13 protein-coding genes are annotated in these 14500 nt (G+C 54.3%); 5 read left to right on the top strand and 8 right to left on the bottom strand.

Features of this window, described 5'->3' with window-relative positions; translation table 11 throughout:
* Positions 1–200 precede the first annotated feature (200 nt).
* The 3 genes from acs (at position 201) to actP (ending at position 4256) form a co-directional block, all read left to right on the top strand.
* On the top strand, positions 201–2159 hold the full coding sequence (acs, locus tag OGX81_RS21440; RefSeq protein WP_012134587.1) for an acetate--CoA ligase: 1959 nt from the start codon (positions 201–203) through the stop codon (positions 2157–2159).
* A 136-nt stretch (positions 2160–2295) separates the two neighbouring features.
* A complete protein-coding gene (locus tag OGX81_RS21435) occupies positions 2296–2610 on the top strand; it encodes a DUF485 domain-containing protein (RefSeq protein WP_024130828.1) in 315 nt (104 codons plus the stop codon).
* A complete protein-coding gene (gene actP, locus OGX81_RS21430; RefSeq protein ID WP_012134589.1) occupies positions 2607–4256 on the top strand; it encodes a cation/acetate symporter ActP in 1650 nt (549 codons plus the stop codon). The genes OGX81_RS21435 and actP overlap by 4 nt, the downstream gene beginning before the upstream one ends.
* A gap of 39 nt (positions 4257–4295) precedes the next feature.
* Here actP and OGX81_RS21425 read toward each other — a convergent pair whose 3' ends face one another.
* Both OGX81_RS21425 and OGX81_RS21420 read right to left on the bottom strand, forming a co-directional pair.
* Positions 4296–4985 carry an LrgB family protein gene (locus tag OGX81_RS21425; RefSeq protein ID WP_012134590.1) on the bottom strand — a complete coding sequence of 230 codons (690 nt, stop codon included), beginning with the start codon at positions 4983–4985 and terminating at the stop codon, positions 4296–4298.
* Entirely contained in the window at positions 4978–5388 is a 411-nt protein-coding gene (locus OGX81_RS21420) for a CidA/LrgA family protein (RefSeq protein WP_058668419.1), read from the bottom strand. Before OGX81_RS21420 ends, OGX81_RS21425 begins: the two co-directional genes overlap by 8 nt.
* Positions 5389–5491: 103 nt before the next feature.
* Between OGX81_RS21420 and OGX81_RS21415 the strand changes: the two genes are divergently transcribed.
* Positions 5492–6379: a LysR family transcriptional regulator gene (locus tag OGX81_RS21415; RefSeq protein ID WP_104867891.1), complete on the top strand. Its 888-nt coding sequence runs from the start codon at positions 5492–5494 to the stop codon at positions 6377–6379.
* Positions 6380–6470: 91 nt separating this feature from the next.
* Here OGX81_RS21415 and OGX81_RS21410 read toward each other — a convergent pair whose 3' ends face one another.
* The 5 genes from OGX81_RS21410 to soxR form a co-directional block, all read right to left on the bottom strand.
* The gene (locus OGX81_RS21410) at positions 6471–6965 is read right to left on the bottom strand and encodes an REP-associated tyrosine transposase (RefSeq protein WP_049011572.1); all 495 of its coding nucleotides are present in this window, start codon (positions 6963–6965) and stop codon (positions 6471–6473) included.
* Between the two features lie 155 nt (positions 6966–7120).
* A complete protein-coding gene (locus tag OGX81_RS21405; protein WP_012134595.1) occupies positions 7121–8767 on the bottom strand; it encodes a Na+/H+ antiporter in 1647 nt (548 codons plus the stop codon).
* A gap of 152 nt (positions 8768–8919) precedes the next feature.
* The gene (gene ghxP, locus OGX81_RS21400; protein WP_024130830.1) at positions 8920–10269 is read right to left on the bottom strand and encodes a guanine/hypoxanthine transporter GhxP; all 1350 of its coding nucleotides are present in this window, start codon (positions 10267–10269) and stop codon (positions 8920–8922) included.
* 324 nt (positions 10270–10593) lie between these two features.
* On the bottom strand, positions 10594–11262 hold the full coding sequence (locus OGX81_RS21395) for a glutathione S-transferase family protein (protein WP_012134597.1): 669 nt from the start codon (positions 11260–11262) through the stop codon (positions 10594–10596).
* A 318-nt stretch (positions 11263–11580) separates the two neighbouring features.
* A complete protein-coding gene (gene soxR, locus OGX81_RS21390; RefSeq protein ID WP_049011570.1) occupies positions 11581–12039 on the bottom strand; it encodes a redox-sensitive transcriptional activator SoxR in 459 nt (152 codons plus the stop codon).
* A gap of 86 nt (positions 12040–12125) precedes the next feature.
* On the opposite strand from soxR, the gene soxS reads away from it, so the two are divergent.
* The gene (gene soxS, locus OGX81_RS21385) at positions 12126–12449 is read left to right on the top strand and encodes a superoxide response transcriptional regulator SoxS (RefSeq protein WP_012134599.1); all 324 of its coding nucleotides are present in this window, start codon (positions 12126–12128) and stop codon (positions 12447–12449) included.
* Between the two features lie 2 nt (positions 12450–12451).
* Here the strand turns inward: soxS and pdeC are convergent, their stop codons facing one another.
* On the bottom strand, positions 12452–14038 hold the full coding sequence (gene pdeC / locus OGX81_RS21380) for a cyclic di-3',5'-guanosine monophosphate phosphodiesterase PdeC (RefSeq protein WP_012134600.1): 1587 nt from the start codon (positions 14036–14038) through the stop codon (positions 12452–12454).
* Positions 14039–14500 lie beyond the last annotated feature (462 nt).

The following is a 14500-nucleotide window of genomic DNA, read 5'->3' as shown; positions in this document are numbered from 1 at the left end:
CAACAACTCGCCTGTAACTGCATGTTATCGCGGGTATTAATCCATTTTTGCGAGATTCCTTCAAAAATCACTTTGCCGTTTATTTGCACAGTTCCGTTATTGCGTGATCTGCCGCGCAAATACTAAACAAAACTGCCAAAGCCCCTACATTTAACTTTTGTGAGACATATTATTAACATCTTACAAGGAGAACAAAAGCCATGAGCCAAATACATAAACACGCTATTCCCGCAAACATTGCGGATCGTTGCCTGATAAACCCGGAGCAGTATGAGGCGAAATATCAACAATCTATTAACGAGCCAGATACCTTTTGGGGTGAACAGGGAAAGATTCTCGACTGGATTACACCGTATAAAAAAGTGAAGAACACCTCCTTTGCGCCCGGCAACGTGTCGATTAAATGGTATGAAGATGGCACGCTGAACCTGGCGGCAAACTGCCTTGACCGCCATCTGCAAGAAAACGGCGACCGTACCGCCATCATCTGGGAAGGCGATGACGCCACCCAGAGCAAACACATTTCATATCGCGAATTGCATCGCGATGTTTGTCGTTTCGCCAATACGCTGCTGGAGTTGGGCATTAAGAAAGGCGACGTCGTGGCTATTTATATGCCGATGGTGCCGGAAGCGGCGGTGGCGATGCTGGCCTGCGCGCGCATTGGCGCGGTGCATTCGGTGATCTTCGGCGGCTTCTCGCCGGAGGCGGTTGCCGGGCGAATCATCGACTCCAGCTCACGTCTGGTGATCACCGCCGATGAAGGCGTGCGTGCCGGACGCGGCATCCCGCTGAAAAAGAACGTCGATGATGCACTGAAAAACCCGAATGTGAACAGCGTTGAACATGTGGTGGTTTTAAAACGTACTGGCGGGAAAGTCGACTGGCATGAAGGCCGCGATCTGTGGTGGAGCGACGTGATTGAGAAATCCAGCGCTGACCATCAGCCGGAAGAGATGAATGCGGAAGATCCGCTATTTATCCTCTACACCTCCGGTTCAACCGGCAAGCCAAAAGGCGTGCTGCATACCACCGGCGGCTATCTGGTCTATGCCGCCACCACCTTTAAGTATGTCTTTGACTATCACCCGGACGATATCTACTGGTGCACCGCAGACGTAGGTTGGGTGACCGGGCACAGCTACCTGCTGTATGGGCCGCTGGCCTGCGGCGCAACCACCCTGATGTTTGAAGGCGTGCCAAACTGGCCGACGCCTGCGCGGATGGCGCAGGTGGTGGATAAGCACCAGGTTACTATTCTCTACACCGCCCCAACCGCTATTCGCGCCCTGATGGCGGAAGGCGATAAGGCGATTGAAGGCACCGATCGCTCTTCGCTGCGCATCCTCGGTTCCGTCGGCGAACCAATCAACCCGGAAGCGTGGGAATGGTACTGGAAGAAGATCGGTAACGAAAAATGCCCGGTAGTGGACACCTGGTGGCAGACCGAAACCGGCGGATTCATGATCACGCCGCTGCCCGGCGCGACTGAACTGAAAGCCGGTTCCGCCACGCGTCCGTTCTTTGGCGTGCAGCCCGCGCTGGTGGATAACGAAGGCCACCCGCAGGAAGGGGCGACCGAAGGCAATCTGGTGATTACCGACTCCTGGCCGGGTCAGGCGCGTACCCTGTTTGGCGATCACGAGCGTTTTGAGCAGACCTACTTCTCTACCTTCAAAAACATGTATTTCAGCGGCGACGGCGCGCGTCGTGACGAAGATGGTTACTACTGGATCACCGGGCGCGTCGATGACGTACTGAACGTTTCCGGCCATCGTCTGGGCACGGCGGAGATTGAATCCGCGCTGGTGTCGCATCCGAAGATTGCCGAAGCCGCGGTGGTCGGTATTCCGCACAACATCAAAGGCCAGGCCATCTACGCCTATGTCACGCTGAATCACGGCGAAGATCCGTCGCCGGAGCTGTATACCGAAGTACGCAACTGGGTACGTAAAGAAATTGGCCCGCTGGCAACACCGGACGTGCTGCACTGGACAGACTCACTGCCGAAAACGCGTTCCGGCAAAATCATGCGCCGTATTTTGCGCAAAATCGCAGCGGGCGATACCAGCAATCTGGGCGATACCTCAACCCTCGCCGATCCTGGCGTGGTCGAGAAACTGCTCGAAGAGAAGCAGGCCATCGCAATGCCTTCATAACCCTAACCGTGAAATGCCCGATGGCGCGCTGCTTATCGGGCCTACAGGTTCAACATCGCTTGTAGGCCGGATAAGGCTTCAGCCGCCATCCGGCAAAATAAAAAAATCCCCCTACCTTATCTCTGGAGACTCTGTGATGAATGACAATATTTATCAACGGATAGAAGACAGTGCGCGTTTCAGGGAGTTAGTCGAAAAACGGCAACGGTTTGCCACCATCCTGTCGGTCATCATGCTGGCGGTTTATATCAGCTTTATTCTACTGATTGCCTTCGCGCCGGGCTGGCTGGGCACTCCGCTACACGCCGGCACCAATGTCACCCGGGGTATTCCAATTGGGGTGGGCGTCATTCTGATCTCCTTCATCCTGACCGGTATTTACATCTGGCGGGCGAATGGTGAATTCGACCGTCTTAACAACGCCGTACTGCACGAGGTTAAAGCATCATGAAGAGAGTCCTGACGGCGCTTGCCGCCACACTACCCTTCGCTGCAAACGCAGCGGATGCCATTAGCGGTGCAGTAGAACGCCAGCCAACCAACTGGCAGGCAATCGTCATGTTCCTGATTTTCGTGGTGTTTACGCTCGGCATCACCTACTGGGCCTCTAAACGCGTTCGTTCACGCAGCGACTATTACACGGCAGGCGGGAATATTACCGGCTTCCAGAATGGGCTGGCGATCGCCGGCGACTATATGTCCGCCGCGTCGTTCCTCGGGATTTCCGCTCTGGTGTTCACCTCCGGCTACGACGGGCTGATCTACTCCCTTGGCTTCCTGGTGGGCTGGCCTATCATTCTGTTCCTGATCGCCGAGCGCTTGCGTAACCTGGGTCGCTATACCTTTGCCGACGTCGCCTCTTACCGACTGAAACAGGGGCCGATCCGCATTCTGTCTGCCTGTGGTTCGCTGGTGGTCGTGGCGCTTTACCTCATCGCCCAGATGGTGGGGGCAGGTAAACTGATCGAGCTGTTGTTCGGTCTGAACTACCACATTGCGGTCGTGCTGGTGGGCGTTCTGATGATGATGTACGTCCTGTTCGGCGGCATGCTGGCAACGACATGGGTACAGATTATCAAAGCCGTACTGCTGCTGTTCGGCGCCAGCTTTATGGCGTTCATGGTGATGAAGCACGTCGGCTTTAGCTTCAACAACCTGTTCACCGAAGCGATGGCGGTACACCCGAAAGGTTCAGCCATTATGAGCCCGGGCGGTCTGGTCAACGACCCGATCTCCGCGCTGTCATTAGGCCTGGGGCTGATGTTCGGTACGGCAGGCTTACCGCACATTCTGATGCGTTTCTTTACCGTCAGCGATGCCCGCGAAGCGCGTAAAAGCGTGTTCTACGCCACTGGCTTTATGGGCTATTTCTACATCCTGACCTTTATTATCGGCTTCGGCGCAATCATGCTGGTCGGCGCTAACCCGGAGTATAAAGATGCCGCAGGCGCGTTAATCGGCGGCAACAACATGGCGGCGGTTCATCTGGCGAACGCGGTAGGCGGCAACCTGTTCCTCGGCTTTATCTCTGCGGTGGCCTTCGCAACGATCCTGGCGGTCGTGGCCGGTCTGACGCTGGCAGGCGCATCGGCGGTATCTCACGACCTGTACGCGAACGTGTTTCGTAAAGGCGCGACCGAACGCGAAGAATTGCGGGTATCGAAAATTACCGTACTGGTGCTGGGCGTGATTGCCATCATTCTGGGCGTGCTGTTTGAAAACCAGAATATCGCCTTCATGGTCGGCCTGGCGTTTGCTATCGCGGCGAGCTGCAACTTCCCAATCATCCTGCTCTCCATGTACTGGTCGAAGCTGACCACGCGCGGCGCGATGATGGGCGGCTGGTTAGGTCTGGTGACGGCTGTCGTGCTGATGGTTCTCGGCCCAACGATTTGGGTGCAAATCCTCGGCCACGAAAAAGCCATCTTCCCGTATGAGTATCCGGCGCTGTTCTCCATCAGCGTTGCCTTTATCGGGATCTGGTTCTTCTCCGCTACCGATAACTCTGCGGAAGGTAATCGCGAGCGTGAGCAGTTCCGCGCCCAGTTCATCCGTTCCCAGACCGGGTACGGCGTTGAGCAAGGCCGCGCGCATTAATTCAGCGCACTCCTCCGGCCCCCGGGTCGGAGGACAACATCAGAACATCACTTTTGCGACCAGCGGCGCCGCCAGCACCATCATCACACCGGACAGCATCATCACCAGACTGGCGACGACGCCCTCCTGCTGACCCAGTTCATACGAACGCGCCGTACCTGCCCCATGTGATGCCGCGCCAAACCCGGCCCCTTTCGCCATTCCTTCACGAATAGACAGGCGCAAAAACAGCGCATCGCCAACCGCCATCCCGAACACGCCGGTCACCACCACAAAGAGCGCCACTAAATCCGGCTGACCGCCCAGCGGCTCTGCCGCCGCCAGCGCAAATGGCGTGGTGACGGAACGCACGGCCAGGCTGCGCTGAATCTCATCCGGCAGCGTAAACAGGCGCGCCAGCCAGACGGAACTGGTAACCGCCACCACGGTTGCCGTTACCACGCCCGCCGTCAGCGACATCCAGTGGCGTTTAATGATGGCGAGATTATCGTAAACCGGAACGGCAAACGCGATGGTCGCCGGGCCTAACAACCACAGCAGCCAGTGCGATTCGCCAATGTAGTTCTGCCAGGAGATATGGCCAAACACCAGTATCAATACCAACAGCGCGGGCGTGAGCACCAGCGGCATCAACGGCAGCTTACGAAAGCGACGATACAGCCGCTTATTGACGAAATAGATCCCCAGCGTGATGACCAGGCACAGTACGCTTAGCTGAAAATTACTCACGGTTTACCCTGCTCATCTCATAGCGGTATACGTTATCCACCACCCATGCGGTTGCGCCAAGCACCATCAGCGTGCTGATCGCAATCACGGCGAAGATGCGCCAGCCGTCCATCAACAGCAGTTGCGCATAATTAACGACCGCCACCACGGCGGGGACAAAGAACAGCAGCATTTCCGCCAGCAGCCAGCGTGCGCCCGCACGAACCCAGTTAAGCGGGATCACCCGACAGACAATCAGCGCCAGCATCAACGCCATCCCAACCAGATTGGCGGGAAGCGGCAGATGCAGCCATGAAACAAGATATTGAGCAAAAATAAATAAACCTGCATACAGCAGTACCTGAACCGGTATCTGGAGTCGTTGCATAACAGCAGGCGTAACGCGGCTTATCGCCACAGCCATGAGGGAATGTCCTGAAAAATAAAACGGAACGCCAGTATAGAGAGCGCCCGTCCGCTACTGAAATGAATTAAACTCATTGCAGGCATAGTCTTAAGGAATAATCATGGATATCAGAACGCTGCGTTATTTTGTCGAGGTGGTGCGCCAGCAGAGTTTCACCCGCGCAGCGGAGAAGTTATTTGTCACTCAGCCCACCATCAGCAAGATGCTGAAGAATCTGGAAGATGAGCTTAATTGCACGCTGCTGATCCGCGATGGGCGACGTCTGCTGCTGACGGATACCGGGCGCGTGGTGTTCGAGCGCGGCCTGGCGATCCTCGCTGAATTTCGCCAGCTGGAAGCAGAGCTGGGCGATATTAACCATCTCAATAAAGGGCTGCTGCGGCTTGGCATCCCGCCGATGGTCGGCATGCTGATGGCCGGGCCGATTAGCCTGTTTCGCCAGCGTTATCCGGGTGTGGAACTGAAGATTGCAGAATTTGGCGGTTTGACGGTACAGCAGGCGGTAATGAACGGCGAGCTGGATGTGGCGATGACCGCGCTGCCGGTGGAGGAAGAGAGCGGACTGACGACCTTGCCGCTGTTCAGCCACCCGCTATGCGTGCTGGTGCCGCGTTCCGGTAAGTGGATGGCGTGCGAGTCGATTTCCCCCGAAGAGCTGGCGGAGCATCCCCTGCTTATCTACAACGAAGATTTTGCGTTGAATCGCCAGTTGATGCGGCTTTTTAAGCAGCATGATGTGAAGCCGCGTATTGCGGTACGCAGCGGTCAGTGGGATTTCCTGGCCGCTATGGTACAGGCCGGCGTCGGAATTGCGATTTTGCCGGAGCCGATTTGCCAACGGCTGGATAAACAAACCCTGCGTTGGCTCCCGCTGGAGAGTGATTTACGCTGGCAGTTGGGCATGATCTGGCGCGAAGGCGTTTATTTGTCCCACAGCGCCAGAGCGTGGTTGACGTGTTGCGAAGGGTTCTGGTTAACGCAGGAATAACGCCTCGCTCGCCGGATGGCGGCGCAAGCGCCTTATCCGGCCTACGGGAGTGCATTTTGTAGGCCCGGTAAGCAAAGCGCCACCGGGCAATTTAATCACCGCGTTCACCAACATTAAGCCCGGTAATCTCTCCCGCCCAATCCGCAGGGTATATCCCGTGGCGAACATCGCGATGAAATGTTGAAAAGGGCCAATCCTTTACCTGTTTAACCCAGGCATGTTTAACCGGATTGATATAACTATAATCAACATGCTGGCGATAATCGTATTCATCCCGAATCGTGTGTTCCCAGAATCGAGGTTGCCAGACCTGACGCAAACCCAGCGATTTAGAGAAATGTTTTTTAATTTCGCGCCAGCGAGAGGAGAAATCGTGCTCGTTTTCAGGGAGGGTCCATACACAATGCATATGTTCGGGTAATACAACCCAAGCGTTGATATGAAAAGGTTTACGCTGTTTAACGCTGGCGATGGCATGACGAAGCGCATGGATATGGGACGTAAGAAGACCGCTTTTACGATCCTGAAGATTAACGGTGAAAAACCACGTTCCACCATTAATGTAATAACGACGATAGTTGGACATGTTGGCTCCTTTTCTCCGAGCGTAGAGGGAAAAGGAGAAAGCCAACAATGAGCAGAGGTAAATTCAGGAAAACGGCTCGCAAAATTGTTGCGCCGCCAGGCAATATCGCCCCCTGTAGGCCCGGCAAGCGAAGCGCCACCGGGCGATACGGGTGCTTACTGATTCTCGATCAACAATGCTTCCAGCAAATCCAGGTCATGCAGCAGTTTTTGCAGGGTTTCGTTACTGATCTCACGCGTCGCGCGCAGGTGGTACAACTCTGCACGTTCCGAGCGTAGCGCCGCCAGGCGGAAGCGCCGTTCAAGGTTCTCTTCCTGCATTGAGCTTTCCACATCGTTACGCCCATCGGCGCGGCGACGCAGGTTACCAATCACACGGGAGCTGACCTCGGTGAGCAACTGGTTATCGATGTTCTCTTCGGTATCCGCCGCCAGACGCTCTTCCATCTTCTGAATCGCGACAATCGCCACTTCCGCCGTGGCGGCGCGGGCGATTCGCTCCTCTTTCTGCTGCTGTGAGTGATCGCCCACTTCCAGATGTTGCAGCAGAATCGGCAGCATCACGACCCCCACAAACAGCGAGAACAAAATCACGCCCGCCGCAAGGAATACCAGCTCATAGCGCGCCGGGAAGCCGTTACCATCCGGCAACAATAGCGGGATAGAGAGCACACCGGCCAGCGTAATCGCCCCGCGTACCCCCGCAAAGGAGGCGATGAGGACTTCACGCATCGTCCAGGCGCCAAACTCCATCGGCTTTTTCTTCAGGAAGCGATTACTGAAGTTCTTCATCGTCCACAGCCAGCCAAAGCGCACCAGCATCAGCGCGGCATAAATCAGCACGATATCGGTGAACAGCATCCAGGTTTCAACGTTGGGATCGGCTTCCGCCGCCACCAGCGACGACTCCAGAATCCCTGGCAGTTGCAGACCCAACAGCAGAAAGACCATGCCGTTAAAGACAAACTCCAGCATCGCCCAGGTGCTGTTGGCACGCAGACGCATCGCCAGCGGCGCGCGACGCATAACACCAGAACGGGTGATGGTCATCCCGGCCGCCACAGCGGCAAGAATGCCGGATACACCGATATGTTCCGCAATCAGGTAGGAGGCGAACGGCAGCAGGAACAGCAGGACGATTTGCGTCGCTGGCTCATCCCCGCCCCAACGGCTCAGGAAACGCAGGGAGCGACCGTATAACCAACTGACGACAAAACCCGCCAGAATACCGCCCACTGCGACTTTGAAGAACTCCACCGTCGCCCCGCCGACGGTAAACACCATCGTCCCCATCGCCACAGCGACGGCAAATTTCAACGACACCAGGCCGGACGCGTCGTTCATCAACGCCTCGCCTTGCAGGATGCCCATAATTTTCTTCGGAATGCGCCCCTCGCCGACAATGCCGGAAAGCGCAACCGCATCGGTCGGCGACAGCACGGCAGCCAGCGCGAAGGCCGGTATCAGCGGAATGCCCGGCACCAGCCAGTAAATCATAAAGCCAATTCCGACCACCGTGACCAGCACCAGCGCCAGCGCCAGGCCGAAAATCTCTCGCCCATGTTCGAGAAACTCCCGGGTCGGCGTTTTCCAGCCATCTGCGAACAACAGCGGCGGAATAAACAGCACCAGGAACAGTTCAGGGTCAAATTCCACATGCAAACCAAACGTCGGCCATGCCAGCAGCGCGCCAATGGCGATTTGCATGAGGGGTAAAGGAAGCTGGAAGGGCAATACACGAGTAAATACCCCCGACAGCGAGACCACAAGGGTCATGATGAGTATTGTGAAGAAGATTTCCATGCGTTCCCTGTTTGCGATATTTCTTATGTTTTAAAACGTGAGGCGTCGTGCCTCAATTCTATCTTCCTCAGAGTAACGCAAAAGACAACGGGATGTGTCCTGAAAATAAAAACGGGCGGCAAAAGCCACCCGTTTTTAGAGGACGCCAGGAATCAGATAGCCCAGCCGCCCGCATAGAAGGCGACCAGCGCTACGGCAATCACCACGGTGCCGACGTTCAGCTTACGCCATTCGCCCGACACAATGCGGCCGATCACCAGCGTAGCAAAACCAATCATAATGCCGGTTACGATGTTGCAGGTCAGGACGATAAACACCGCCGTGATCAGACCCGCCATCGCATCCACAAAGTCAGCGAAGTCGATTTTCGCCACGTTGCTCAGCATCAGCAGGCCGACGTACATCAGCGCGGGCGCGGTCGCGTAGACCGGAACCAGATAAGAGAGCGGAGAGAGGAACAGGATCAGCAGGAACAGGACGCCGACGGTGATCGCCGTCAGACCCGTTTTACCGCCTGCCGCCGTACCCGCCGCCGATTCAATGTATACCGCCGCAGGCGCTGCGCCAACCAGACCAGAGAACACGCTGCTCAGGGAGTCGGTGGTCAGCGCTTTGCCGCCATCGATAATCTGCCCGTCTTTATCCAGCAGGTTCGCCTGGCCAGCGACCGCGCGAATCGTGCCGGTGGCGTCGAAAACAGCGGTCATCACCAGCGCCAGCACGCTCGGCAGGACGATCGGGTTCAGCGCGCCCATAATATCCAGGCTGCCAATCAGCGAGTTGCCGTGTTCATCACTTAAAGACGGCATAGCAAAAAAGCCGGAGAAATGGACGGATGGATCGAAGATCAAACCCACAACCGAAATACCAATAATGGTCAGCAGAATGCCGCCCGGCACCTTCAGTTTTTCCAGGCCGATAATGACCGCCAGACCAATCAGCGACATGATAACCGGGAAAGAATCAAAGTTACCCAGCGCGACCGGCAGACCGTCCAGCGGGTTCTTAATCACCAGACCCACGCCATTCGCGGCGATCAGCAACAGGAACAGGCCGATACCGATGCCGGTGCCGTGCGCCACGCCATGCGGCAGATTGCGCAGGATCCAGCTACGGATACCGGTCGCCGAGATGATGGTAAACAGCACGCCCATCAGGAATACCGCACCCAGCGCAACCGGAACGCTAATGTGCTGACCCAGCACCAGGCTAAACGCGGTGAAGGCGGTCAACGAGATGGCGCAACCGATAGCCAACGGCAGGTTCGCCCACAGACCCATAACAATAGAACCGACGCCAGCCACCAGGCAGGTCGCCACAAATACGGCGGCAGGCGGGAATCCGGCTTTACCCAGCATCCCCGGAACCACGATAACGGAGTAGACCATCGCCAGGAAAGTCGTTAATCCGGCAACCACTTCCTGACGGACGGTGCTTCCACGGTGTGAAATTTTAAACCAGGCGTCGAGTGAACCGCCGGTACGCGCTGAAGGCGTAGACATAGAAAACATCCCCTGAGAGTTTATTTTTCGTCGAGTATGCGTGGTGGACAATCCACTGCCAGCGAAACGTCATCTCCTTGTGCTACGTTTGCAACAATAAGGGGTGTCGCAAAAAAGCAAACGTTTAACTCCGCGCATACAAAACGGGTAGTAAAAAAAGCAAACGATTATCCAGCGATAATACGGGGCTTTTCAACTAAACTTTGCGGCTTTTTGCTTATTTCTTTTCATCACGCTCAATAAATCGCCAGTCGATGCGCAAACGTTATCGTCAATGCGCAATCTGATAACATTTTTTCTCGGGCGGACGACTGACACATCCGTCTATCCGCCAGGGATCTCAAAAGGACCGCCTTGCTGGATAGCCCTTTGCCACGCCGGGCGCATCTCTACGCGCTTCTTCCAGGCGCTAATGTGCGTCAGGTCGTTAATTCCGCCTCGGCTCAGTAACGCAAACAGAGGAAAACTCATCTGGATATCCGCCATGCTGATATGTTCCCCGGCAAACCAGGGCTGCGCGGCAAGATGCGCATCAATGTAGCGCGCATGCGTCTCCAGTTGCGGGTTGAGATACGCTTTTTGCACGCCCTGCCCCAGAATGCCGCCCAGCGTGCGTAACCCAAATGGCACCGGCGGTTTACCCAGGCTGACAAACACCAGTTTCATTAACAGCATTGGCATTAACGAGCCTTCCGCATAATGCAGCCAGAACCGATACTGCCGTTTTTGCCGGGCATCGGCAGGTTTAAACTGCCCTGCGTGGTCATAGGTTTCCTGCAAATACTCCAGGATGGCGCCGGATTCGGCGAGGATCTCACCGTTATCTTCAATAACGGGCGATTTTCCAAGCGGGTGGATTTTTTTCAGCGCCGGTGGCGCAAGCATGGTTTTTTCACGCTGGTAGCGAACAATCTGGTAGGGCAGCGACAGCTCCTCCAGCGCCCAGAGCACGCGCTGGGAACGAGATTGATTCAAATGATGCACCGTCAGCATGGCTGTCTCCTGTTTTTCATTCAAATTAACTATAGAAAAGAGCGAGAGATGGCGTAAAAATTTCGGCTAAAAAACAGACAATACACTGGCAAACGGGCGGGCATGGCATACAATTACAGTATCAACACAAACCGGAACCTCCACCACGTGCTCGACTGAGGGGTGTTGATGTCGGGGGAAACCCTCCCGTGAACCAACGGGATAGAGCGAAAGACAAAGACCGGAAACAAACTAAAGCGCCCTTGCGGCGCTTTAGTTTTATGCGCGGCGATATGGCGCTCGCTTATCCGGCCTACGCGCGTCCCGGCGAAACGACATTTAATCATCTTCCAGCAATCGCGCCCCTGTTCCCTGCGTACCGAGCTGATCGCCGGGGTTGCGCAGCGGGCAATCGCTACGCGACAAACAGCCGCAGCCGATGCAGCCGTCCAGCTCATCACGCAACGCCACCAGAGTATGAATACGTCTGTCCAGCTCCTCACGCCATTGCGAAGAAAGCTGCTTCCACTCCTTTGCGCTCAGCGTATGCCCCTCAGGCAATACGCCAAACGCTTCGCCAATGGTCGCCAGCGGAATGCCAATACGTTGAGCAATCTTGATGATCGCCACATAGCGCAGCACATCGCGCTTATATCGCCGCTGATTGCCGCCGTTACGGACACTGCTGATAAGCCCTTTGCTCTCATAAAAGTGCAGCGCCGATACCGCCACACCGCTACGTTTCGCCACCTCACCCGGCGTAAGCAGGGACTTTATACGCGGTAATTTCTTTTCCATAAATCGCTTTACCTCAAGTTAACTTGAGGAATTATACTCGCCCGCAGACAAAACGACGAATCGAACACTGAGAAAGAGGCAGCAATATGTCCCATCAGCAGATAATTCAGACCCTTATTGAATGGATTGATGAACATATCGACCAACCGCTGAACATTGATGTGGTCGCAAAAAAATCAGGTTACTCGAAGTGGTATTTACAGCGGATGTTCCGCACGGTGATGCATCAGACGCTGGGCGACTATATTCGTCAGCGCCGACTCCTGCTGGCCGCCGTAGAGCTACGAACGACCGAGCGCCCCATTTTTGATATCGCGATGGATCTGGGATATGTGTCGCAACAGACATTTTCGCGCGTCTTCCGCCGCGAGTTTGACCGCACGCCCAGCGACTACCGTCATCGTCTGTAACTTTACTGCCCGCGCTGCATCAGGAGTGCGGGCGACTGTTGCAGCCACTGAATAAACGCCTGCGGCGGCATCGCCTTCGCAAAATACCATCCCTGACAATACTGAACGCCGCGCTTGAACAGCCAGTTCACCTGATCTGCCGTTTCCACGCCCTCGGCAATGGCCTTCAGGTGTAAGCTTTGCGCCATTTCGATGATGTGTTCCGCGATCAGATGGCTGGTGCTATTGGTGGTCAGCGTGTCGATAAAGGATTTATCAATCTTCAGAATATCGACATTCAATGAATACAGGTTGTGCAGGTTTGAATACCCTGTTCCAAAATCATCAATCGCCACTTCAAAACCCGCCTGACGAAATGCCTGAATAACCGGCGTGGTTTTCGGCACGTCAATAAAGCCGCGCTCTGTCACTTCCACCTTAATTTGTTGCGCAAGAACGGAATGCTGGCGGGCTTTCTCCGCAATTAACGCGATAAGCCGGGAGGAGTGGAAATCAGAAGCAGAGAGATTAATAGAGATATAAAGATGAGGTTGCGAGGCGAGAAAATGTCCCAGATCGTTGAATACTTCTTCCACCACGTAATCGGTAATCTGCGCAATCATCCCCTCTTTTTCAGCCAGCGGGATAAACTCTGCCGGGCTCATCACCTGCCCTTCAAAACCAGGCCAGCGCAATAGCGCCTCCGCCCCCACGCATTTTTCATTTTGAATATCAATAATGGGCTGATAATAAAGACGCAGTTGACGTTTATCGATCGCTCGCTGCAACAAACGGCGCGGTGAATGATATTCCTCGCGCGTACGCGACCACATCAATAACACAATGATGCTACAGATAATGCCTAACGGCAGCGTTAACGTCGCCTGATGGTACAGGTTCTGATAGAAACGCGCGTTATCAGTGGAAACAATTATCGCGATCGGACGTTTTTCTGAATGGGCAATAGTATAGAAGCGATTATTTTGCTGAAAGGTAGATTCATCACGGTGCAGCAACGGTAATAATTGTTCGACGTTTGCCTGCTCGCTCACGGAGAAAAAGGAGTTCGTCACCGTATCATATACGCCCCAGGCCAGAGTGGGATCGTCTGACATCACCTCGCTGTAAGACAACGGATTTATTACCGCGACATAGTGTCCTCTTTGCATATACGTCATTTTGTAGCCAGCAAAGAACGGCGTATCACGATAGTAATAAATAGAAACGTCTGGTTCTCGTTTATAATCTGCGGCAGGGATAATATAAGGACTGGCAGGCGCCATTACCGTAGAGCATAAAAAATGATCGTCTTGCGCATAAATTAACTCGCTGATATACAGACGACCACGAATAATATCCTGCATTCGTTTTTGATGCGCAGGAGTACAGGCTTTTCCCTGATACTGCTGTATCGCGTCGCGGGCCAGCTCCACCTGCTGGACAACCAGTTCCGTTTTTTCTAATGCCAGCTCGGCAAAAGAGTGCAGTTGATTACGGGTTTCAGACACCGCCCGCATGTGGGCAAACCATAGCGCCAGCATCACGGGGAGTAATACCACCATGATTGTTCCAAGGAATCTCAGCAACTTTCGTTGCGCGCTATGATTCATTTCGGCCCTGTATCCCTGAATTGTCTGTGCCTGTCATCATCAAGGCGGATGCTATAACAAACAGGTGATTACGTTGCATGAATTAAGCGACATTAGCAACAGACTTTTCCTGGTAAAAGTCTGATATTGACGGATGACGATAATATTTTCCCGTAAGGCAAACTTAAAGTTATGCTTATTTTTATTAGGGAATATTCTAATCCAAAAGGAGTAAGAATTTTCCAGGGTTTTTTCCGATTAATGCAGAAAAATTAAGTTAAATTTCCAGGCTGGTTAATTTTCCGGCGCTAATAAAATGGTAATAAAAATACATCTTCAATAACCAGCTCCATAATCTTCCGGTATAGCCCCTCCAGATACCCATACTTAATTTATGGTTATAAAACGCACAAAAAAGGGTGCCCTGCACTGGCTAACAAACAATTTATTGTGATATAGTTCACAAAAATGATGAAACAGAAA

Source organism: Citrobacter sp. CK206, from assembly GCF_030333125.1.
Lineage (GTDB): Bacteria > Pseudomonadota > Gammaproteobacteria > Enterobacterales > Enterobacteriaceae > Citrobacter_B > Citrobacter_B koseri.
Note: the sequence above shows the minus strand (reverse complement) of the source record. Positions and strands in the feature narration are given on the sequence as shown.

Excerpts from the sequence above, each read along its gene's own strand:
- acs (WP_012134587.1), top strand. The coding sequence starts at position 201 with ATGAGCCAAATACATAAACACGCTATTCCCGCAAACATTGCGGATCGT.
- OGX81_RS21435 (WP_024130828.1), top strand. The coding sequence starts at position 2,296 with ATGAATGACAATATTTATCAACGGATAGAAGACAGTGCGCGTTTCAGG.
- actP (WP_012134589.1), top strand. The coding sequence starts at position 2,607 with ATGAAGAGAGTCCTGACGGCGCTTGCCGCCACACTACCCTTCGCTGCA.
- OGX81_RS21420 (WP_058668419.1), bottom strand. The coding sequence starts at position 5,388 with ATGGCTGTGGCGATAAGCCGCGTTACGCCTGCTGTTATGCAACGACTC.
- OGX81_RS21415 (WP_104867891.1), top strand. The coding sequence starts at position 5,492 with ATGGATATCAGAACGCTGCGTTATTTTGTCGAGGTGGTGCGCCAGCAG.
- OGX81_RS21410 (WP_049011572.1), bottom strand. The coding sequence starts at position 6,965 with ATGTCCAACTATCGTCGTTATTACATTAATGGTGGAACGTGGTTTTTC.
- OGX81_RS21405 (WP_012134595.1), bottom strand. The coding sequence starts at position 8,767 with ATGGAAATCTTCTTCACAATACTCATCATGACCCTTGTGGTCTCGCTG.
- ghxP (WP_024130830.1), bottom strand. The coding sequence starts at position 10,269 with ATGTCTACGCCTTCAGCGCGTACCGGCGGTTCACTCGACGCCTGGTTT.
- OGX81_RS21395 (WP_012134597.1), bottom strand. The coding sequence starts at position 11,262 with ATGCTGACGGTGCATCATTTGAATCAATCTCGTTCCCAGCGCGTGCTC.
- soxR (WP_049011570.1), bottom strand. The coding sequence starts at position 12,039 with ATGGAAAAGAAATTACCGCGTATAAAGTCCCTGCTTACGCCGGGTGAG.
- soxS (WP_012134599.1), top strand. The coding sequence starts at position 12,126 with ATGTCCCATCAGCAGATAATTCAGACCCTTATTGAATGGATTGATGAA.
- pdeC (WP_012134600.1), bottom strand. The coding sequence starts at position 14,038 with ATGAATCATAGCGCGCAACGAAAGTTGCTGAGATTCCTTGGAACAATC.